The organism is Vibrio maritimus, assembly GCF_021441885.1.
GTDB lineage: Bacteria > Pseudomonadota > Gammaproteobacteria > Enterobacterales > Vibrionaceae > Vibrio > Vibrio maritimus_B.
Map to the genome: position 1 here is coordinate 663,807 of NZ_CP090439.1, position 19,394 is coordinate 683,200.

Sequence of the window (19,394 nt, forward strand, 5' to 3'; positions counted from 1 at the left end):
AATGCAGACAACAATGTTAACGTTAACTTTTGTATCCAAAAATAAAAGAGACCAGGCAATCTCTTCTCATGAACGCCAAAATGTTAACGTTAACTTTTGATGATGATTATCGCCAGATTAGCCTCAAGAACAATGAGAAGCGATAGAATTTGTGATCATGTCCTGCACATTTATTGATAGTGCTAACTCAGTTCAAGAGAGCGGTCACAGTTTTTCGGATGTGGATCCTAAGCATGTTCTAAAACGCGCTTTGAATGCCCTCGATATCTGTTTATGCTTTGAGGTCACTGAAATTTTTAACTGCATGGAGTCGACTATATGAAATTCTTGGTCTTTCTCGGTTCTGTTCGCGAGAGTACACCCCCGCGCCCTGCTCGGCTTGGTGCCAGAGTGAGTCTTGCCTGCGAATCTCTTCTGACAAAAGTCTATCCAGAACACGAAGTAGAGATCATCGATCCGCTAGATCTCGACCTTGGGGAGATTTTCAAACCCGAGTTTGCCTATAGTCGCAAACAGGTTCCTGCTGACCTGAAACAGCTAGCCGACAAAATCGCTGAAGCCGATGGCTACGTGATGGTCTCACCCGAATACAATCATTCTATGAGTCCTGCGTTAGCGCACCTTCTCAATCATTTCGGCAGTTCACTGTTCTCTTACAAGCCGAGTGCTATCGTCACTTATTCTGCTGGTCAATGGGGCGGAGCCAGAGCTGCTGTTTCTATGCGAACATTTCTTTCGGAGCTTGGCTGTCTGCCAGTTTCTGCCATGGTCCATATTCCAAACGCCGCCACGGTGTTTAACGAGGAAGGCGCTTCAAATAGCAATGAAGCGCAGAATGAGTGGGACAGCTATATGAATCGAACCATGGCTCAGCTTGTCTGGTGGGCGGAAGGGGCTAAACAGCAACGTGAAAGTCTAGACCCAAACTCACTTATTCAGGCATTTCAGCGCGACCCATCACAAAGAAACGCGCCAAAGTAATCGGATAGCAAAAATAACGCGTGTCTATCGCTTGTATTTGTGAAGTAGATTTTGAGGGATGTGGCAATAGTCGTCAGGACGCAGGGTCAACCGGTCTTGATGCTCTTCATCACTCTTGACGTAATTGCTTAGCGGTAGCACCTCAACCACGATTTTTTCTGCGTCTGAGCGAGCTGCAATATATTGCTCAACAAGCTTTAAATGCTTAGGATTCACACTGTAAACTCCAGTGCGGTATTTCGTCCCGACATCTTCACCTTGTTTATTGAGGCTGTATGGGTCGATGATCTCAAAAAAGAAATCCATAAGCTGCTCAACAGAGACTTGCTCAGGGTCGAACTCGGTCAACACACACTCCGCATATCCGTCGTAGTCGGTTTTTGTATTGTCGGTTGTGCCATTGGCTCGGCCAGCTTGCGTGTTAATCACACCTGGCAAGTGACGCATAAACTCCTGCACTCCCCACAAGCATCCACCAGCAAAATAGATCTTTTCCATATGTATGACACCTAAAACAATTCAATGAGTCCGCGTTGGAGACAGGAAAGTATCACAATTTTAGAGGGGATGGGAAAGCAAACAGAGAAGGCAGACCACTCGGCCTGCCTGCTCTTTTTCTACCTTTCCAACTTTAGTCTTCATTTTTAATGTCTTGGATGTCGATGACCAATTTCTCCCAATTCTTCTGATTTTCAAGGTCGAACTGTGCCCCTTGCTCATCTGCCCAAGTAAAACGCTTGATCGCCGCCGTTTTACTCGTCGCTTGGTATAGCCAGTAAGCCTCAGCCTTAAGTGCATCATCGATGGGCTTATCAATAGATTCATAAACGGTCTGTTTACAAGCATTAATGGATTCGGCTGGGAACTGAGCAATACGGCGCGCGAGATTGTCCACATACTCCCCAATCTCGTCCGGCTCTAACGCTTTGTTGATGGTGCCGTACGCTTCTGCCTCATCGGCATCAAAATCTCGGGCACTCAAGATAATCTCAAGCGCGCGCCCCAAGCCCACTTGGCGAGCCATACGTGAAGCGCCACCACCACAAGGCAAGATCCCCATTGCGACTTCCATCTGCATAAACTTGTATTTACCTCGCGCCGCGAATCTCATGTCACACGCCAGTGCGAACTCATGACCGCCGCCGCGAGCAAAGCCTTCAATCTTAGCAATGGTCGCCTGTGGCAACTTACTGATTCGCTCCAACACCGCTTGAAGGTCCAATAGCTTAGCTTCATCTCGTGGTACCGTATCCATTGACATATCGCGCAGCAAATTGGTGTCGTAATGACAAACCCAAATATCTGGATTCGCTGACTGAAACACCACGACTTTTACCTCTCTATCGCGTTCTAGACGCAAGGCTAGGCTACTCAGATCTGCTAGCATCTCTTGCCCTTGCACATTCACCGGCGGGTAATCAATCGTTACCCAAGCAATGCCATTGTCGATCTCAACAGAAAATGTCGTGAAATTTTTGTATTCCATGGTCTATCCCTCTTATCCTGCTCCAACTGGTCAAGTGGCAACCTGTGAACGAGTTTGTGTTGGAGTCAGCAACAACTTTAGGAAGGAAACTCTCAAAGGATTAGGCCGCATTTCACGATTAAGAATTCGGCATTTTCGGGTAATTGTTGGACTATACTTTGCTTCTAAACCGTTAGGTCATTGCGTTCAAATACTTAGGAAACAAGGTCTATGGAAACAGAGAGTCTGCGACTGTTTATCAAGGTCGCGGAAGTGCTCAACATCAGCGCAGCGGGAAAATCGCTAGGGCTCGCTCCTGCGATAGCAAGCTCTCGCTTATCTAAACTAGAAAACCAGATAGGCGCCGACTTGTTCCACCGCTCTACGCGAAAAATTACACTTTCTACTCAAGGCGAGCAGTTTCTGCCGTATGCGAAAGAGATATTGAAGCAACACGACGCTGCTTTGAGTGTGGTCGGTAAGGAACTGGATGAAACGTCAGGGACCATTCGCTTTGCCGTCTCAAGCACGTTTGCTCAGCTCTATATCGTTCCTGTTTTGCCCGAATTTCTAGACCGATATCCGAATATCACTATCGATCTCAAACTGGGTGATCAAGAGTTAAACATCATCGACCACGGCATCGATCTCGCGCTAAGAAACAGCGCTGTCAAAGACAGCGGATTGCGCGCACGTAAGCTTGCGAATGATCGCCGCATACTTTGCGCATCCCCCGACTATGTATCTCGAAAAGGGATGCCAGCAGAGCCACTCTCACTTATCAATCATGACATTATCGCTTTCAAAGAGGCCAAACCAAGAAAGCTGCATAGCGAATCAAACAATGGCGCCACTTTCCCTCCCGATAGCAGCAAGATACGGCTTATTTGCGACGATGGCACCAGTATGCGAATTGCTACCGTTGCTGGGATTGGTATTTCTATGAATGCGTATTGGAGTGTATTCCATGAGCTAAAGACTGGAAAACTGGTGAGAGTTTTGCCTGACTACGAGGTAGAAGACTATACCTCCATTTGGCTCGTTTACCCTAAAGCGAACGCACTGAGCCCAAAAGTGCGTCTATTTATAGATTACCTCATCGACAAGGTTGGAAGCCCGCCTTCTTGGGAGCGCTAGCGCGTAGGTCGAGGTCAAAGACTAGAGAGTTGAGAAGTGCTCATCATTTCTCTGCTAAGCAAATAACAACTCACTCGTCGGCTTCTTTACCGAGTGCTAGGATGTGGATAGTCACAGACACGCCGCATTATTGGAATCGCGGCTTAACGGAGAAAAACTATGCGTAATCGGCATTTAGGCGAGCTCGTTTTGAGTGAAGCGCAGATACAAGCTGGCACAAAGAAAGTCGCTGAGTTTATCAATCAACAGTTTGAAGAGGTCGTCGTCATCTCTGTCGTACCGGGCGGCATCTTATTTACTGCCGACCTAGTCAGACAGCTGGAAATTGAAGTTAGAATGGATACCATCTCATGCCCACATACACCAGGCGATCGAAACAATCAGTCCGAGATTGTTTATCACCAAAATATCGAGATTGAAGGCAAAGATGTTATCGTCATTGACGATGCCATTGAGTCTGGCGGTACCATGAAACGACTAGTCGAGTATTTGTCGACTCACTATCAACCAAAAACGTTGTCCATTGCCACTTTGTTTGTGAAGCCAGGCAGAGTCGATATCCCTTTCCCTCAGCTTTACGCTTATGAAATGGAAAACGATGACCTACTCGTTGGTTACGGTTTACCTTGGCAAGATAAGCTTCGCAATGTGCCGTATGTCTCCAAGCTCGTAAAATAACGTAATTCTAGACTAAGTTATTCATTTCATAATCCTTCAGTAAATATATTCTCATTTGATGAGAATATATTTACTTTTAAAAGCTCGAATATAAACAACAGTTTTACCTCTACACGCTCCTTTTATTTCGATGCAACTAAATTTTCTTTCCATAACGACAAATTTCCCTTATAAACAGTATCAAACCACCGAACAAACCAACCTTAAGCATTTGTTTTTAAAAGACTAAAACCCAGCCATTCATATACTTTAATTTTCGCCACTTACTTATCGTTAATATTAAATTTTCTATATTTTTTTATACCATCACACAATTAAAATATAATACTACAATTAAAAGTAACTCTAGATATGATGTCGACATATATCAACGAACGTGAGATTACCCAAGATGGAACTCAATACTTTTATTGTCGGCATCTACTTTCTTTTTCTAATCGCTATCGGTTGGATGTTCCGCACATTTACCAGTACAACCAGTGACTACTTCCGCGGGGGCGGTAACATGCTTTGGTGGATGGTAGGTGCTACCGCATTCATGACCCAGTTCAGTGCTTGGACATTTACCGGGGCAGCGGGCAAAGCATATTCAGATGGCTTTGCTGTTGCGATCATCTTCGTCGCAAACGCTTTTGGCTATCTGATGAACTACTTATACTTCGCTCCGAAGTTTCGCCAGCTGCGCGTTGTTACGCCAATCGATGCGATTCGCATGCGTTTTGGCTCCAAAAACGAGCAAGTTTTCACTTGGTCTTCAATGCCGAACAGCGTTATCTCAGCTGGTATCTGGTTAAATGGTCTAGCGATCATTGCTTCGGGTATCTTCGGGTTTGATATGACGACAACGATTGTGTTGACCGGTCTCGTTGTACTTGTCATGTCGGTAAGTGGCGGCTCTTGGGCGGTTATCGCTTCTGACTTCATGCAGATGGTTATCATCATGGCAGTTACCATTACCTGTGCTGTCGTCGCGGTGATTCATGGCGGTGGTGTTGGTGAAATTATCGATAACTTCCCAGTACAAGAAGGGGCATCATTTGTTTCTGGTAACAACCTAAACTATCTAGGCATCTTTAGTATCTGGGCATTCTGTATCTTCCTGAAACAGTTCAGTATCACTAACAACATGCTCAACTCGTACCGTTACCTAGCAGCAAAAGACTCGAAAAACGCCAAAAAAGCGGCGCTACTAGCGTGTGTGTTGATGACCATGGGCCCTGTTATTTGGTTTATGCCTTCTTGGTTTATTGCCGGACAAGGTGTTGATCTTGCTGCCCAATACCCTGATGCAGGTAAAAAAGCAGGTGACTTTGCCTACCTCTACTTTGTGGAAAAATACATGCCAGTTGGAATGGTGGGTCTACTTATCGCGGCCATGTTCGCTGCGACCATGTCTTCGATGGACTCGGGCCTAAACCGCAACTCGGGCATCTTTGTGATGAACTTCTACCAGCCTATCTTGCGCCCTAATGCGACAGAAAGAGAGCTGATGTTTGTCTCTAAAGCAACATCAACCGTGTTTGGCTTAGTCATCATTTTGATTGCGCTGTTCATCAACTCTCTAAAAGGATTAAGCCTGTTCGATACCATGATGTACGTGGGCGCATTAATCAGCTTCCCGATGACCATCCCTGCATTCTGCGGTTTCTTCGTCAAGAAAACGCCAGACTGGGCTGGCTGGGGCACGCTATTGGTTGGTGCCATTGTCTCTTACATGGTTGGCTTTATGATTACCGCTGATCACATTGAAACCTGGTTTGGTCTCAATGAGCTAACAAAACGTGAGTGGGCAGACGCAAAAGTCGCTATAGGCTTGGTCGCACACATGGTAATTACAGCAGGGTTCTTCTGTCTAACGACATTGTTCTACAAACCGCTTGAAGAGCAGCGTCAAAAAGATGTCGATAAGTTCTTCAATAACTTGGCGACTCCACTAGTCAGCGACTCCACTGAGCAGAAAAAGCTAGATAACAAACAGCGTAAAATGCTGGGCTCATTGATTGCGGTATCAGGTATAGGCGTTATCGCAATGTTTGCCTTGCCAAATCCACTTTGGGGACGAATGACCTTTGTGTTATGTGGTGCCATCGTGCTGGGTGTGGGCTTACTGCTCGTCAAAGCTGTCGATGATTCAGTGGAAGAAAAAGTCGTGAAAACAGCAACAAACAATTAATATCGACAAGGTATTACTATTAAACAGGGAAGGAGAGCCTAGGCTCTCCTTCTTGCTTATTTTTCGATCACCGCAGCAAACTCTTCTGCAAACGCTCTAAACGTTCTCGGCTTGTTGCCAGTCACTCGCTCCACCGTATCGGTAACCGATGCGTAGTGTCCTTCTCCAAACCAAGCCATAATTTCTGCGAGTTTCTCAGCTGTCCAGTTATCCATGCCCGCCTCTTTCATTGCTGACTCAGCAGCCTCTTGAGGCACTGCGATATAGTCAATCTGCTTGCCAGAAACTTCCGTCAGAATCGCCGCCTGTTCAGCAAAAGTCAGCGCCTCTGGACCTGAAATAAGGTAGGTTTGGTTTTCATGTCCAGATTGAGTTAATGCGGTCACGACAACAGCAGCTACATCGCGAATATCAATAACGCTCTGCTTCGCTTGCGCCAGAGGTAAAAAGAACTGCCCCATCGCATTAATCGTTGGCAGGCTGCCATACAGGTTTTGGAAAAACGAGTTCGGCTGAACAATGGCATAAGCAATACCTGACGCCTTAACGATATCATCAGTTAAAACGTGAGTACGGATAATCTCAGAGCCAGCGTCCGCTTTTGCCCCCATACCAGAAAGCTTAACAATAAGCTCAACACCTGCTGCTTTTGCGGCAGCTACTGTATTCTCAATCCACTGCTGGTTGCTAGGGTGAGCCGGCATCGCCACATAAATCTTCTTCACACCCTCTAGAGCCTGAGTCATTGTCTCAACATCATCGTAGTTGCTGACGCGAACTTGGTTAGGGTTAAGGTCTAACTTGTTCGCGGCGTCAGCGCTGCGTGCCATGATACCGAAATCGGCGCCCGCCTCTTTTAGCTGTTTAACCACTTCTGAGCCCGTGTTACCTGTTGCGCCTAGTACTAAAATTTCCATCATCAACCCCTTGGTTCTTGTGTCAGTTTTACCCGTTGAGCAGCGCGCTGCCTTGATATGGATTTACTATAGCTAAGCCCATAAACATTGATTAGAGGGTTAAAATGAACTTTACTATCCCTTATTTGGGATAATTAGAGTCGTACTGAAATGAAAGAACTTTCTGCGCTGCCTTTGTTCGCTAAAGTTGTGGAACTGAAAAGCTTTGCCGAGGCAGCAAGACAATTGAATGTCCCCACGACGACGGTCAGTCGAAAGATTCAGCAGCTCGAACACGACCTTGGGGGGAAGTTACTGAACCGCTCAACCCGCTCACTGTCACTAACAGAGCTCGGTACACAGGTGCTGCCCAAGGCTCAGCTTATTGCCGATACCGTCACTGAGCTCTATAGCGATGCCGAAGAGATGGCAAATCAGCCCATTGGCACCTTAACGATTTCAGCACCAAAGGCGCTAAGCCAGGATTTGCTCGCACCAATGCTAGCGGAATTTCGCGCTCTGTACCCGACCATTCGAATTAATCTTGCGTCATCGAACCGCTTTCAGGATCTCACTAAACAGAGCATCGATTTTGCGTTTCGACTTGGTCCGCTTCATGACTCAAACCTTGTCGCGCTTACGCTCTCTCCAGTGAAATATGTGCTCGCGGCGTCAAAATCATTCTGCGCTAAATACGGAAAGCCCTCCCACCCTATCGATCTTTATCAGTTGTCTTGTATTCGAAATCATGTCGAAGGTTACTTTCTACCTTGGCGGTTTACATTTAACGGAGAGGAAGTAGAAATCAACAATCAGTCCGATATAGTTTCAGATGATTTCAACGTAGCGAAAGCACTCATGCTCAACAATGCTGGCATCTGCTATCTACCGTACTCTCTGCTACGTGATGAGCTACTAAGCAAGGACGTAGAGATTCTGCTTGAACACTGGGTTCCGCAAGATAGAACCATGCTGCTAGTCTACCCGGACAAACGTCACCTGCCGCTTAAATCGCAGTTGTTTATTGAGTTTATAAGAACAAAGCGCGCGGACTTCAGAGAAAAGCTATCAGGTGTTTCCCAAACTGCTACCAACGAGTGATGGGCGTCTCATTCAGCGTTCTCTCTAGCTATTTATTTTTGTGAAAATCAGCTATCATCGTTTCAAACTTATATAGGTGATATAATATGACAAATACTTTTAAGCAAGCTGCCTCTGAGCTGCTAGGTCGCCGTGTGGCGGGTACTAAAGCGCCGCGTCTTGACGAGACACAACGCCCGAAAACTCTCGACGATGCACTGCAAATCCAATCATCAATGATTGATATCCACAGTGACAAAGTGGGTGGTTGGAAGTGTCTGCTTCCTTTGGCAGATGATAAGTTTGTTGTTGCGCCGATCTTTGCTGGTAGTGTGCAGACTGGCGAAGTCTGTGAGCTGTTTGCTGACAACAACGTGGCGCGTATTGAGCCAGAGATCGCATTCGTACTGAACAAAGCCCTACCTGCTAACCCTGAAGGCTACAGTGAAGAGCAGATCAACGACGCGATTGGCTCTTGCCACATGGCGCTAGAGTTGATGCAGTCACGTTTTGCTGACGACAGCGGCGCTGAATTCTATGAGAAACTGGCTGACTGTCTAGTCAACCAAGGTCTGTTCATCGGTCCTGAGCTCCCTCGCGAAAAAGCGTTTGATGCAGCAAGTATCAACATTGCGGTTTCTCAAGGCGACGATGTACAAACCTTCGCGGGTGAGCATCCAAATAAACTTGCACAAACGCCAATCTACTGGCTGATCAATACGATGACACGTCGTGGCGTTGACTTCCAAGCTGGCGAAGCAATCATCACGGGCTCTTACTGTGGCATTGTTGAAGTCGCATTCGATAAGTCAACCACCATTCAGTATGAAGGTTTTGGTGAATACCAAGTCACCTTCAAGGCGAAAGGCTAAGCCTTAACTCATTTAAAAGCGCGCTTACCCCTCGGTATTGCGCGCTTTATACCGCAATAGCTCTCCTCGTCAGGGTGTCAATGCACGGTTTTGATCGTAAATTCGCTCCAGCGCTTCGATTCGACGGATCTGACGACTATCAAACAAAGGCTCTCTAAGTTCTGCAATGGCTTGCTCTCGGTCATACTCCGACAATGACTCATTCTCAATGATCTCAGCTCGCGCCAGCATATAGCTTTGAACGCTTTGCTCAAACTGTGCCCGTTTCTCATCCAATGCCGCCAACCTTTGGCTCGCTTCAGTACCAACTAATGACTCGCGAACTAAGAACTGACTTTGCGCATCCATCGAGTTTGTCTCATTCAGGGCGGTCAGTAAGCTCGCGTTGTAATAGCTTTGCTGAAGCTCTGGGGAGAGTTGCGCTAATTCTTGTTGCCACATCTGCTGGTACTCCTCTGGGCTCTGCGCTATCAGTTTTAGCTCTTTTTGCCTAAGCGCGAGCTCTCGCATTTGGTTTTCTTCTGCAAATAAGCGTTGCCGCTCCTCGACGGTAAAAAAGCGTGCTTGAAGTGCCAAGATTTGCTGATGCAGAGCATTAAAGTCTTCCGTTGCACCCAGATCTGCCAATGCAGCTTTATATTGGATGAATTTCTTAAAGAGCACAGGAGCCATTCCAGTAGAGTTGTCGCTGTAATGTTCAAACCTTTGCTCAATTGTCTTCACGTCAGTTTGACTAGCATCAGTCAAAAAGTAATCGAAGGTGTCACGAAGTGACCCCTCATCGACTTGAGTATCCTGTTGAGAGGAGGCCTGTATTGGCAGATCCGAGCTATCGCGGGTTTCAGTCAAAATCCAAGCGCCCGCAATAGCAAGGCTAACAACGGACAAGAACATCAGCACTTTGGTTGTCATTCGCATGGCTAGAGCCCCTGAAGCTGGAGTCGATTTGCATGCTGTCGGTATAAGGTTTTCGGGTCGGTTTCAAATAAGTGGTGGATCCCGAGCAGACCATTAATTTCATCAAGGTGATTCATCTTGTAGTCATCGCCAATCACCTTGCCCAAATGAGTGCTGCATTGACCGACAAGACCATCGTTTGGCTCATCAAAGGCAAGCCCTAAGATAAGCATGGCGGGGTCAGCAGGGTCGAGCACATTGGTGTAAGTCGAGGTGCCTGTCCAAGAGTAGTAATAAACGCCATTGTCCGCTTGCCAGTCACCATTACCGCAGGTCGATGTTGGTACGCCCTCTGGATAAAGGGCATTAAAAGCCAATGATCCCTCTGTCGTGAGTGCTGCTAAAGAACTAAGCCCATCTTGAGGAAGATCGGAGCCACCAGACAGCAGACCAATCAAAGTAGTCAATCCGCCTGCCAATTTTACCGCGATAGCTTCAGCTGCAGAGCCCTCAGGGACGTGACTACGTAAAAGGTCTGCCACTTTAGAGCCTTTATTAACACCACCAACACTGGTAACAGACGCGACCATCTCCGGCGCGACTGAAGCCACGTATCTGGCGGTAGGGGCACCATGACTATGTCCAATAAGATTGACCTTTTGAGCGCCAGTAACCGCCAATACATTTTCCACCTGAGTAAGTAGTTGCTCACCGCGAACTTCCGAACTATTGGTCGCTGAAATCTGCGCGACGAACACTTTAGCTCCATCCTTACTCAACGTTTGCGGGATGCCATAGAAGTAGTCAAATCCTGCTAAGGAATCAAAACCAAATAGCCCATGAACCAAGACTATGGGGTATTTGGTTTGTGTATACCCGGACTGATGACCAAACAGTTTTGCTTGTGCGTTGAGGGCTATTGCCGCACACAAAATAAGCAGTGATATGTGTTTCATTATCGCATTCCTTGTCAGACCTCCGATGAGTCGATCAGCGTAGTAGAGCAATTTTTAGGTCGCCAAAGTGCATTTTAAAAAATGTGAAACTGTGCCCACATTTGCATATCAACCTCATTTGAAATGATCACATTCAATCAATAAGCAACTATTGTCATACGGATTTAACGTGCAAGTCATACAGATAAATAAGAATAATTACTCCACCCTAAACCACGGATATCAAAATGAATTACAACAAGTTAATCTTCTTATTTGGTAGCTTACTCGCGCTACCAAGCGTTGCAGATACCGATGTCTACCTTACGAATAACTCCGCTCAGCCACTGACCATTCAAGTACAACACCAGGGAACCTCCGAGCTTAATTACGGTGAAGAGTGGCAACAACATGTGCAAACACTGGGTCCTTGGGAGACCAAGGCAGTGCTTAGTTTCAATCGCTGGGAAGGAGTAAAATCCAATCACACCTATCAGTTTGAGACTGTGGTTTCTAATCCAACGGGTGAGAGCGTTACTCTCAGCCAAGTGATGAAGGGACATTGGTACAATTCCACCATTGAATATGGTGTCTCTTCAGCGGATGTGGATCTAGAACTCAAAGATGATCGCGATATATACAGAAAAGCTACCGACGCCTTTTATAGCGGTACAGAACTCGCGTTTAAGTCAGTCAAGACGGCTCGTTACGACGATTTGTACTACACCATCACCCCAAAAAAAGTTGATGAAACCATCGACAGCAACGATAAAAACCTAAAGCTGATGACGTACAACATTTGGGCGCTTCCAGCTATCGCTTCACACATAGGCGATCGCTACGAACTGCTGCCCAACTACGTCAAGGGCCATGATGTGCTTGCACTCCAAGAGGTATTTGCTAGTGGCCGAGATGCCTTTCTGCGAGAGTTGGCAAAAGAGTACCCCTACCAAACGAAGATGCTAGATAAGGAAGGCATCAACATCTACGACGGGGGCGTCATTATTGTCAGCCGCTACCCTATCGTTAACGAGGCACAATATGTGTTTCCTGACTGCTCTGGCACTGACTGCTTCGCCGACAAAGGGGTCAATTATGCCGAGATCATTAAAGGTGGTGAGGCATACCATGTCTTCGCTACGCACACCGCTTCGTTTGACACGGACACAGCGCGTGCATTTAGGCAAAAGCAGTTTCAACAAATGAAGGCACTCGCGCATTCATTAAACATTCCCGCTAACGAGACTGTGGTCTACAGCGGAGACTTCAATGTTAACAAACGCAAATTCCCAGATGATTACCAGCTGATGATTGCCAACTTGAGCGCCATCGAACCAATGTATTCTGGCTACACTGAATCGACATTTGATCCTCGTATTAATGACTTTGCCGGTGAGGCGTTATCAGGTGGGGAAAACATCGAATACCTCGATTACGTCATGGTGAGCAGCGAATTTGGCCAGCGAACCTCCAATGACAATCGAGTCGATATACCCCGCTCAACCGACGATAGCTTGTGGAAGCACTACAACCTGTCGGATCATTTCCCAGTTGCGGCGGCGATTAAGCCATGAAGCGCCTAGTCTTATTAACTGTGTCCGTCATTTTGGCGGGCACAGTGATGCTGTGTATTCGCAGTATTAACCCACCCCACGTGCAAGACACGACCCCAGAAAGGGCAAAAGAAAACACAAACAACGCGCTTCTGATTACTGATTCAACGATAAAAGTCTCTGCGGGCGGATCTGCAATACCAAAGACTAGAAATCAAGATGGGCTAACTACCAGCCTTGAACACTACGTTCATCGGCTTGAATCCACAAAAGGTAAAAAGCTCATTGAGTCACTCGAGTCCTTCTGGCGCACCTGCTTGTCTCAGAGTAACTGCGAGGACAGCCTTCTCGCCCTAAGACAAATCGTGCCCCCTAAATACTTCGAATTTGTTAAGAGTTACCCAGAGCTCAGTCGCCTTTGGCAGCAAAGGCTTGGCACTCTGGTCTTTGAAAGCAATCAGTCACTAACATCACGTATCGCTCAATTTAAACACCAAGCTAAACTTGTTTGGGGCGAGTGGGCAGAGGTTTTGTTGAGCGATGAATTTGCGGCTTATGATTTCCAGCTAAATCAGCAAGACCTGACACTAGAAAGTCCAACGCAATATCGTGAGGCGTTTGAGGCACTTTTAGAAGCATCCCAAGAACATGATTTAGGCTTAAACACCGATGTAGCGAAGTTCGAAAAAGCGGCGAGTTCATTATCAGACAGTATGAGTGAAGACGAAAAAAGCGCTTTTATTGCTGAGCTTGAACGTACCTATTTGTCGCCAGTGCAGATAGAGGAGATTCGAAACAGAGAGCGGCAAGTCACGACACAGCAAAATAGAGTCCGAGACTACCACATAGAACTCAATCAGCTTGAAAGTCAGCTCTCGCGGCAAAGAAAAACTGATTATGCAGGGCTCACCGACGCTCAATGGCAGACGCTCTATCAACAGAAAATCAGCGAGTTTCGACAAAGGTTCTTTGCCAACCATGGGAGTTAAGTCATTTTGCTCAACCTCTATCAATCATTTGCTGTCGGCCAAATTTACTGATAAATTCCCGCTGAAATTTCATCAAATAGCAAGGAGGACCTTCCAATGATTCGTTTTCTATCTACTACTTTATTTATGCGTCCTTGCGCATTGTTAGGTTAATCAACTCGCCTAACAATCCTGTAAGGACGACACATTAACTTATTGTCGGAATTACAAAACATGTTCAATAAACTGAACGACGCCACTGAAAAACCACAGGTTTGGTCAGCCTACACCGCCGATCTACTGTGGACAGATACACACATTGCAAAACAGATGCTCGCGTTTCATCTAAACCCTGACATCGAAGCGGCATCACGCTCATTCTCATTCATTGATGAGTCTGTTGACTGGTTAGTTAACGAATTTGGTCTAAATGCGTCCTCCAAAACCATCGACTTTGGTTGCGGCCCAGGGCTTTATACGCATCGGCTAAAATCACGTGGTATTGGCACAGTCGTCGGATTAGATTTCTCAGAAAACTCTCTACGTTACGCCAAGCAACAGGGAGAACAAGCTGGGCTGGAGATTGAGTATCGTCTTGGCAACTACCTTGACCATCAAGAAACAAGAACGTTTGATTTGATCACTATGGTGATGTGCGACTTCTGCGCTTTAAATCCAACACAGCGCTCGTCGTTACTGGCTAAGTTCAAGTCGATGCTTGCACCAAATGGGTCTATTGCCCTCGATGTTTACACTGCAACAAGGTTTGCTAAACAATCCGAGTCACTGACACTCGACAAGAACGCAATGAACGGTTTTTGGAGTGCTCAAGACTATTGGTGTATCCAATCCAATTTCACCTATCAAGATGAAAAAGTGACGCTGGACAAATACGTGATCTATGAAGAAGAAAGTGAAAAAACCGTATATAACTGGCTGCAGCACTTCTCACTTGAGCAGATCAAAGCGGAACTTGAGCCTCATGGGTTAACAATCAAGGCAAGCTACAGCGACCTACGTGGTAAACCGCTTGTAGAAGCGGATGAGATGGCAGTGGTGATTGGGCATACGCCTAGTTAAACAATAAAACGGGGCATATCTATGCCCCATTTTTTGAGCCCTGTTTTTCCAAGCACCGTTTTGCTGTGCTGTTTTCGCTACTTTCCAAACAACTCTTGAGCAATCTGCTCTTTTTCTCCCGCCGTTCGACCTAAGTGCTTAGACAAGAATTCTGCGGCTTGCTCCAGCTGATTGTTTTCAATTAGCTCTAGAAGTAACAAGTGCTCTTCGCATTCCTTTCTCGGAATTGGGCGTTTACCGTTTACATTGTATTCAATCAAACGACGCAGTCGGTTCACGCGCTTTAACGCGTCAAGTAGAAACACATTGCCAGACATAGCAACAATAGTTTCATGAAACAATACGCCTGCATTAAACATATCCGCAGCTGATACCAACTTTTCATCATTGTTTAAAATATCTATTTGCGACATTCTCAGCATTTGTAATTTGGTTTGATTGACTTGAAAGCCCGGCTCACGCAGGGCTTCAGGTTCAATTAAAAGTCGAAAACGATAACTTTGTGCATAGGCGGTAGGGGACGAGATAAACTCATTGAATTCCCAGCCATAGCCTAGGTTTCTGGTTAGCCAACCGTCCTTCTCCATGGCGAGGAGCGCTTCTTGAATAGACTTTCGGCTTTGGTCATATCGGTTAATTAGCTCATTTTCAGTAAAACTTCGAGCAAGGCGACCACTCAGATAGTCTTGTCCTATCTGGTAGCTGATGGGACTCAGATCTGTCGACTCTATTTGCTGATTTTCCATCGACTTAGCGACTTGTCCATCAAGATTCTTAGCCAAGAAATAGCCCTGATTTGGCTTCTTGGTTAAGAACCCTTCTTGCTGCAAATACGAAAAGGCGCCACGAATAGGTGTCCGAGATACCTTCAATAGTTTGGCGTATTCCATCTCTTTAATGTGTGAGCCCACCTCCAGCTCATTTTCGTGCACTAAAGCCAATATCCTATGAGCAAGAATTTCCGCTGAACTCTGACGTTTTATTTGACTATTTTCCATCCACTAGGCCTTCCTTTTTATTATTTCTCTAGTATCACCCATAAATTGTACTTTGTGAACACAATGTTTAAAAGATACAAAATCGCATCAAAATCATGATGTATTTCACATTTACAAAATACAACTTTACCAACTTCCGATAGATTTCTCACTGGCACGACGCACCAAAATCTTCGTAAATATCTGATATTAAAATATTTTAATCTTAACTCATTCTATGTTTTGTGCTCACTCAGCCTCTTTAACATTTGTTTGACAAAAAAGTCTTGGATGTTAAAAATGTATTTAAGCAAAACAAAAAACAATTTAATTATGAGTAAAATTTACCTAATCCATGCTGTAGAGATCGCCATCAAGCCAATTAAAGAGGCATTTGAATCTCATTGGCCTGAAGCTGAACTTGTTCACCTTTGGGACGAGACCTTAAGTATTGAGCGAGCAAAGACAAAACACCTCACCCCCTTCCTTAATCGCCGTATTGAGGAGCTCGTTAAGCTAGCGATTGAAGGGGGAGCTGACGCCATCATGTTTACCTGTTCTGCATTCGGAAGTGCGATTGAGCGAGCAGCAAACAATGCCGAAATCCCTGTCTTGAAGCCAAATCAAGCCATGTTTGAGAAAGCCATCGCCCTATCTGGAAATATCGGCATGTTGGGATCCTTTGCTCCCGCTATCGAGGGCATGGAAGAAGAATTCTACCAACTTGCAGCAGAGGCCAATCCTAACGCCAAAATCACAAGTGTTTGTATCAGTGAAGCTAGAGATGCTCTGAAACTGGGCAACGTAGAGCTTCACAACCAAGCAATGGTGAGAGACGCATCACAATTGGCTCACACAGATGTGCTGCTTCTCGCTCATTTCTCCTCTGCACCAGCAGCAGCGCTTGTTGCAGCAGAGTCAGGAAAAACGGTTCTCTCGAGCCCGATGAGTGCCGTGCAATATCTAAAAACGCAACTATCAAAATCCTAAATGCGATGAAGCAATCGCGTAATCAATTGAATCTAGAACCAGTAAAGGAAAAGAGGGAAGTCATGAAAGTACTCATTCTACCAGGGGATGGCATTGGACCGGAGATCACCACAGCAGCCGTTGAAGTGTTAAAAGCAGCAGATCAAAAGTTTGGCCTCGACCTTAGTTATGACTTTGACGATGTAGGCTTCGACAGCTTAGAAAAATACGGAACTACATTACGTCAAGAAACACTCGATAAAGCAAAGACATACGATGGCATCATCCTTGGTACTCAATCTCATGCGGATTATCCGAAACCTGAGCAAGGAGGTCGCAACGTATCAGCAGGCTTTCGAATCGGGCTCGATTTATACGCGAACGTGAGACCAGCACGTTCTCGCTCATTTCTTCCAACCAATATGAGCGAAGGAAAAAACATCGACCTAGTCATCATGCGTGAAGCAACTGAAGGTTTTTACCCTGATCGCAATATGACCGAAGGTTGGGGAGAAGTGAAACCCTCACCAGATATGGCACTGTCCATGCGTAAAATTACCCGCCATTGCTCAGAGCGCATCGCAAGAAAAGCCTTTGAACTCGCAATGACACGCCGCAAGAAAGTGACTGCCATTCATAAAGCAAACAGCTTTCACATGACAGATGGATTGTTCCTAGAAGCCGTCAATCAAGTCGCGGCTGAATTCCCTGAGGTCGAAGTCGATGACTTACTCGTCGATGCATCCACGGCTCACTTAGTGAGAAGCCCTGAACGTTTTGACGTGCTGGTGGCGACCAACTTCTACGGCGACATCATCAGCGACTTAGCAAGCGAACTGTCTGGCAGCCTCGGCTTAGCCGGTTCAATGATGGCGAGTGATGAACACTGCTGCGCTCAAGCTCAGCACGGCTCAGCGCCAGATATCGCGGGCAAGGATATCGCTAACCCAGTATCGATGATTCTCTCGGTCGCCATGTTGATTGAGTGGATGGGTCAAAAGCATCAGCGTGAAGATTTCGTTTCAGCCGCTCATGCGATGACATCGGCCGTGGACGCCACATTAGAAAACCCTGATTACCGCACCGCTGATCTTGGTGGCAGCCTTGGCTGTCAAGCGTTTAGCAAAGCGGTAGTCACCACACTAGCCTCGAGCTAACCCCCTACGCTGATTAAGTGGTACAGCAAAAACATAACAATGAAACAGGTCAAACCTACAACCACGATAAAGGAATAGAACATGTCATTACTTAAAAAATTCGTAGTGTTGCCAGTGATGGCAGCAGTATTGACATCACCGCTCACACTAGCAAAAGATATTGACTACCCAACTAAACGCCTCAACTACACCATAGCGTTTGGTCCCGGTGGCGGTAACGATTTGATGTCGCGAACTGTTGTCGACATCCTGAAAAAATACAAACTTTACGACCGAAACATTCGTGTCGATAACCTCGCTGGCGGCAGTGGTGCAGTTGGTTTCAACCACGTCGCACAACAAGCGGGGAATCCATACCACCTGACCTCAACAAGTGGCAACTTCTTGGGTACACCATTGGTATCCAACACTGGCTGGACATATAAAGATTTCACGCCGATTGGTCTTTTAGCACAAGATGCGATGTTCATTGTTGTACGCGCAGATTCACCCTATCAATCTGCAAAAGACTTTGTAGAACACGCTAAACAAAACCGCGTCACTATTGGTGGCACAGGCGCGGCTGGTCCAGAGCGCGTAGTGGCGAGCCTATTTGCTGAGTCTGCGGGATTCACCTATGACTATGTCCCTTCGCAAGATGGTGGCGGTATGGTGACTTCACTTACCTCGAAGAGCGTTGATGCCATTGTTGCCAACCCATCTGAAGTATCAGGTCAGATCAAAGCGGGAAACTTCCGCCCACTGGCGTATTCGGAAGCTCAACGTAGCACTATCTACAAACAAGTTCCGACCTTTAAAGAGCAAGGCTACGATTTCGCATTCTCGCTACCGCGCGGCGTTGTGATGCCAAAAGACGTCGACAAAGATGTTCAGCAATGGTGGGTTGAAACCCTACAACGCGTTGTCGATACCCCTGAATGGAAAGAGTATCTAGAAACAAACAGCCTATCTGGCAATACGGTATGGGGAGATGATTTTGCTAAAAATCTTGCCGCCACTAATGCCGATTTCGAACGTGTACTAACACAGATTGGTGCGATTAAGTAAAGCAAGTGATAAAGAGCGGCTGCCCTGCGGCCGCTCTTTTAAGGAGTTCTCATGCGATTTTGGTTTTCGGTCAGCACCTTTGTATCTTCATTGGCGTTCATGGTTTATGGCCTAATGACCCTCGACCTTTATGACATCAATGACCGCCCTGGTCCTGGGTACTTTCCCTTGATCATCGGGCTCGGTCTTGTCGTTACAACCGCGCTAAATGTCTACAAAGACTTCCAACAACTTCGTCTGAACAAGGATTCAACCCTGACTCAAGAAGGGAGCGAAGCACATTACAAACAAGACACTATCGCGGTAACCGGGTGCATCACATTACTGATCTTTAGCCTAAGTACCTTAGGTGCTGTCGTTTCTATGATGCTGTTTTGCCTAGCGTTTCTAGCCTACTTCAATCGTGGAAAATGGGTTCAAAACGTCGTCTATTCCATTGCGTTTCCCATGGCGGTCTTCGTGCTGTTTGAGGTTTGGCTTCAAGCCGGACTTCCAGACGGAATTTTAAGCGTGCTTTACTAACAGATAG

Annotated in this window: 19 protein-coding genes; 13 read left to right on the forward strand and 6 right to left on the reverse strand. The window is 46.2% G+C overall.

Annotated features, from left to right (window positions below):
- The first annotated feature begins 318 nt into the window (after positions 1-318).
- Complete coding sequence (locus tag LY387_RS19510) at positions 319-981, forward strand: NADPH-dependent FMN reductase (RefSeq protein ID WP_234497507.1); 663 nt, start codon at positions 319-321, stop codon at positions 979-981.
- A 24-nt stretch (positions 982-1,005) separates the two neighbouring features.
- On the opposite strand, the gene LY387_RS19515 is transcribed toward LY387_RS19510, so the two are convergent.
- Together LY387_RS19515 and LY387_RS19520 are read right to left on the reverse strand one after the other, a co-directional pair.
- Positions 1,006-1,479 carry a peptide-methionine (S)-S-oxide reductase gene (locus tag LY387_RS19515; RefSeq protein ID WP_042474785.1) on the reverse strand — a complete coding sequence of 158 codons (474 nt, stop codon included), beginning with the start codon at positions 1,477-1,479 and terminating at the stop codon, positions 1,006-1,008.
- Between the two features lie 133 nt (positions 1,480-1,612).
- Positions 1,613-2,467, reverse strand: a complete 855-nt coding sequence (locus tag LY387_RS19520; RefSeq protein ID WP_234497509.1) for an enoyl-CoA hydratase/isomerase family protein — start codon at positions 2,465-2,467, stop codon at positions 1,613-1,615.
- 210 nt (positions 2,468-2,677) lie between these two features.
- Here LY387_RS19520 and LY387_RS19525 point away from each other — a divergent pair, with 210 nt between their 5' ends.
- From LY387_RS19525 to LY387_RS19535, 3 genes are all read left to right on the forward strand, one after another.
- Positions 2,678-3,583: a LysR family transcriptional regulator gene (locus tag LY387_RS19525; RefSeq protein ID WP_234497510.1), complete on the forward strand. Its 906-nt coding sequence runs from the start codon at positions 2,678-2,680 to the stop codon at positions 3,581-3,583.
- A gap of 159 nt (positions 3,584-3,742) precedes the next feature.
- The gene (locus LY387_RS19530; RefSeq protein WP_234497511.1) at positions 3,743-4,261 is read left to right on the forward strand and encodes a phosphoribosyltransferase; all 519 of its coding nucleotides are present in this window, start codon (positions 3,743-3,745) and stop codon (positions 4,259-4,261) included.
- A gap of 391 nt (positions 4,262-4,652) precedes the next feature.
- Positions 4,653-6,434, forward strand: coding sequence for a sodium:solute symporter family transporter (locus LY387_RS19535; protein WP_234497512.1), 1,782 nt, complete (start codon positions 4,653-4,655; stop codon positions 6,432-6,434).
- A gap of 56 nt (positions 6,435-6,490) precedes the next feature.
- Here LY387_RS19535 and LY387_RS19540 read toward each other — a convergent pair whose 3' ends face one another.
- Positions 6,491-7,354 carry an SDR family oxidoreductase gene (locus LY387_RS19540; RefSeq protein WP_234497513.1) on the reverse strand — a complete coding sequence of 288 codons (864 nt, stop codon included), beginning with the start codon at positions 7,352-7,354 and terminating at the stop codon, positions 6,491-6,493.
- 147 nt (positions 7,355-7,501) lie between these two features.
- Here LY387_RS19540 and LY387_RS19545 point away from each other — a divergent pair, with 147 nt between their 5' ends.
- Positions 7,502-8,431, forward strand: a complete 930-nt coding sequence (locus LY387_RS19545; RefSeq protein WP_234497514.1) for a LysR family transcriptional regulator — start codon at positions 7,502-7,504, stop codon at positions 8,429-8,431.
- 86 nt (positions 8,432-8,517) lie between these two features.
- On the forward strand, positions 8,518-9,282 hold the full coding sequence (locus LY387_RS19550) for a hydratase (protein ID WP_234497515.1): 765 nt from the start codon (positions 8,518-8,520) through the stop codon (positions 9,280-9,282).
- Positions 9,283-9,351: 69 nt separating this feature from the next.
- Here the strand turns inward: LY387_RS19550 and LY387_RS19555 are convergent, their stop codons facing one another.
- Both LY387_RS19555 and LY387_RS19560 read right to left on the reverse strand, forming a co-directional pair.
- A complete protein-coding gene (locus LY387_RS19555) occupies positions 9,352-10,200 on the reverse strand; it encodes a lipase secretion chaperone (protein WP_234497516.1) in 849 nt (282 codons plus the stop codon).
- Positions 10,201-10,202: 2 nt separating this feature from the next.
- Positions 10,203-11,135, reverse strand: coding sequence for a lipase family alpha/beta hydrolase (locus LY387_RS19560; RefSeq protein ID WP_234497517.1), 933 nt, complete (start codon positions 11,133-11,135; stop codon positions 10,203-10,205).
- Between the two features lie 227 nt (positions 11,136-11,362).
- Between LY387_RS19560 and LY387_RS19565 the strand changes: the two genes are divergently transcribed.
- The 3 genes from LY387_RS19565 (at position 11,363) to LY387_RS19575 (ending at position 14,715) form a co-directional block, all read left to right on the forward strand.
- A complete protein-coding gene (locus tag LY387_RS19565) occupies positions 11,363-12,688 on the forward strand; it encodes a sphingomyelin phosphodiesterase (protein ID WP_234497518.1) in 1,326 nt (441 codons plus the stop codon).
- The gene (locus LY387_RS19570; protein WP_234497519.1) at positions 12,685-13,656 is read left to right on the forward strand and encodes a hypothetical protein; all 972 of its coding nucleotides are present in this window, start codon (positions 12,685-12,687) and stop codon (positions 13,654-13,656) included. The genes LY387_RS19565 and LY387_RS19570 overlap by 4 nt, the downstream gene beginning before the upstream one ends.
- Positions 13,657-13,869: 213 nt before the next feature.
- On the forward strand, positions 13,870-14,715 hold the full coding sequence (locus LY387_RS19575) for a class I SAM-dependent methyltransferase (RefSeq protein ID WP_234497521.1): 846 nt from the start codon (positions 13,870-13,872) through the stop codon (positions 14,713-14,715).
- Positions 14,716-14,792: 77 nt separating this feature from the next.
- On the opposite strand, the gene LY387_RS19580 is transcribed toward LY387_RS19575, so the two are convergent.
- The gene (locus LY387_RS19580) at positions 14,793-15,713 is read right to left on the reverse strand and encodes a GntR family transcriptional regulator (protein WP_234497522.1); all 921 of its coding nucleotides are present in this window, start codon (positions 15,711-15,713) and stop codon (positions 14,793-14,795) included.
- Positions 15,714-16,025: 312 nt separating this feature from the next.
- On the opposite strand from LY387_RS19580, the gene LY387_RS19585 reads away from it, so the two are divergent.
- The 4 genes from LY387_RS19585 (at position 16,026) to LY387_RS19600 (ending at position 19,387) form a co-directional block, all read left to right on the forward strand.
- Positions 16,026-16,682: a hypothetical protein gene (locus LY387_RS19585; RefSeq protein WP_234497523.1), complete on the forward strand. Its 657-nt coding sequence runs from the start codon at positions 16,026-16,028 to the stop codon at positions 16,680-16,682.
- A gap of 62 nt (positions 16,683-16,744) precedes the next feature.
- Entirely contained in the window at positions 16,745-17,818 is a 1,074-nt protein-coding gene (locus tag LY387_RS19590) for an isocitrate/isopropylmalate dehydrogenase family protein (RefSeq protein ID WP_234497525.1), read from the forward strand.
- Between the two features lie 81 nt (positions 17,819-17,899).
- Positions 17,900-18,865, forward strand: a complete 966-nt coding sequence (locus LY387_RS19595) for a Bug family tripartite tricarboxylate transporter substrate binding protein (RefSeq protein ID WP_234497527.1) — start codon at positions 17,900-17,902, stop codon at positions 18,863-18,865.
- Between the two features lie 51 nt (positions 18,866-18,916).
- Positions 18,917-19,387, forward strand: a complete 471-nt coding sequence (locus LY387_RS19600) for a tripartite tricarboxylate transporter TctB family protein (RefSeq protein ID WP_234497529.1) — start codon at positions 18,917-18,919, stop codon at positions 19,385-19,387.
- Positions 19,388-19,394 lie beyond the last annotated feature (7 nt).

Coding starts and splice junctions, on each gene's coding strand:
- LY387_RS19510 (WP_234497507.1), top strand. CDS start 319: ATGAAATTCTTGGTCTTTCTCGGTTCTGTTCGCGAGAGTACACCCCCG.
- LY387_RS19515 (WP_042474785.1), bottom strand. CDS start 1,479: ATGGAAAAGATCTATTTTGCTGGTGGATGCTTGTGGGGAGTGCAGGAG.
- LY387_RS19520 (WP_234497509.1), bottom strand. CDS start 2,467: ATGGAATACAAAAATTTCACGACATTTTCTGTTGAGATCGACAATGGC.
- LY387_RS19525 (WP_234497510.1), top strand. CDS start 2,678: ATGGAAACAGAGAGTCTGCGACTGTTTATCAAGGTCGCGGAAGTGCTC.
- LY387_RS19530 (WP_234497511.1), top strand. CDS start 3,743: ATGCGTAATCGGCATTTAGGCGAGCTCGTTTTGAGTGAAGCGCAGATA.
- LY387_RS19535 (WP_234497512.1), top strand. CDS start 4,653: ATGGAACTCAATACTTTTATTGTCGGCATCTACTTTCTTTTTCTAATC.
- LY387_RS19540 (WP_234497513.1), bottom strand. CDS start 7,354: ATGATGGAAATTTTAGTACTAGGCGCAACAGGTAACACGGGCTCAGAA.
- LY387_RS19545 (WP_234497514.1), top strand. CDS start 7,502: ATGAAAGAACTTTCTGCGCTGCCTTTGTTCGCTAAAGTTGTGGAACTG.
- LY387_RS19550 (WP_234497515.1), top strand. CDS start 8,518: ATGACAAATACTTTTAAGCAAGCTGCCTCTGAGCTGCTAGGTCGCCGT.
- LY387_RS19555 (WP_234497516.1), bottom strand. CDS start 10,200: ATGCGAATGACAACCAAAGTGCTGATGTTCTTGTCCGTTGTTAGCCTT.
- LY387_RS19560 (WP_234497517.1), bottom strand. CDS start 11,135: ATGAAACACATATCACTGCTTATTTTGTGTGCGGCAATAGCCCTCAAC.
- LY387_RS19565 (WP_234497518.1), top strand. CDS start 11,363: ATGAATTACAACAAGTTAATCTTCTTATTTGGTAGCTTACTCGCGCTA.
- LY387_RS19570 (WP_234497519.1), top strand. CDS start 12,685: ATGAAGCGCCTAGTCTTATTAACTGTGTCCGTCATTTTGGCGGGCACA.
- LY387_RS19575 (WP_234497521.1), top strand. CDS start 13,870: ATGTTCAATAAACTGAACGACGCCACTGAAAAACCACAGGTTTGGTCA.
- LY387_RS19580 (WP_234497522.1), bottom strand. CDS start 15,713: ATGGAAAATAGTCAAATAAAACGTCAGAGTTCAGCGGAAATTCTTGCT.
- LY387_RS19585 (WP_234497523.1), top strand. CDS start 16,026: ATGAGTAAAATTTACCTAATCCATGCTGTAGAGATCGCCATCAAGCCA.
- LY387_RS19590 (WP_234497525.1), top strand. CDS start 16,745: ATGAAAGTACTCATTCTACCAGGGGATGGCATTGGACCGGAGATCACC.
- LY387_RS19595 (WP_234497527.1), top strand. CDS start 17,900: ATGTCATTACTTAAAAAATTCGTAGTGTTGCCAGTGATGGCAGCAGTA.
- LY387_RS19600 (WP_234497529.1), top strand. CDS start 18,917: ATGCGATTTTGGTTTTCGGTCAGCACCTTTGTATCTTCATTGGCGTTC.